This is a genomic window from Serratia sp. PGPR-27, from assembly GCF_022678525.1.
GTDB classification, from domain to species: Bacteria; Pseudomonadota; Gammaproteobacteria; order Enterobacterales; family Enterobacteriaceae; genus Serratia; species Serratia nematodiphila.
Genome location: NZ_JALBYS010000081.1, coordinates 1 through 925, shown reverse-complemented (window position 1 = coordinate 925; position 925 = coordinate 1). Strand labels below are relative to the sequence as shown.

Genomic DNA, 925 nt, shown 5'->3' with positions numbered 1-925 from the left:
AGGAGCAACCCCTCTCAATCTTCCAACGCCCACGGCAGATAGGGACCGAACTGTCTCACGACGTTCTAAACCCAGCTCGCGTACCACTTTAAATGGCGAACAGCCATACCCTTGGGACCTACTTCAGCCCCAGGATGTGATGAGCCGACATCGAGGTGCCAAACACCGCCGTCGATATGAACTCTTGGGCGGTATCAGCCTGTTATCCCCGGAGTACCTTTTATCCGTTGAGCGATGGCCCTTCCATTCAGAACCACCGGATCACTAAGACCTACTTTCGTACCTGCTCGAGCCGTCACTCTCGCAGTCAAGCTAGCTTATGCCTTTGCACTAACCTCACGATGTCCGACCGTGATTAGCTAACCTTCGTGCTCCTCCGTTACTCTTTGGGAGGAGACCGCCCCAGTCAAACTACCCACCAGACACTGTCCTCACCCCAGATTATGGGGCCGAGTTAGAACATCAAACATTAAAGGGTGGTATTTCAAGGATGGCTCCACGCAGACTGGCGTCCACGCTTCAAAGCCTCCCACCTATCCTACACATCAAGGCTCAATGTTCAGTGTCAAGCTATAGTAAAGGTTCACGGGGTCTTTCCGTCTTGCCGCGGGTACACTGCATCTTCACAGCGAGTTCAATTTCACTGAGTCTCGGGTGGAGACAGCCTGGCCATCATTACGCCATTCGTGCAGGTCGGAACTTACCCGACAAGGAATTTCGCTACCTTAGGACCGTTATAGTTACGGCCGCCGTTTACTGGGGCTTCGATCAAGAGCTTCGCCTTGCGGCTGACCCCATCAATTAACCTTCCAGCACCGGGCAGGCGTCACACCGTATACGTCCACTTTCGTGTTTGCACAGTGCTGTGTTTTTATTAAACAGTTGCAGCCAGCTGGTATCTTCGACTGGCTTCAGCTCCATCCGC

General features: G+C 53.2%; 1 rRNA gene. It reads right to left on the bottom strand.

Annotated features, from left to right (window positions below):
- Positions 1-925 (bottom strand): 23S ribosomal RNA (locus MMS95_RS24100); the annotation flags it as partial.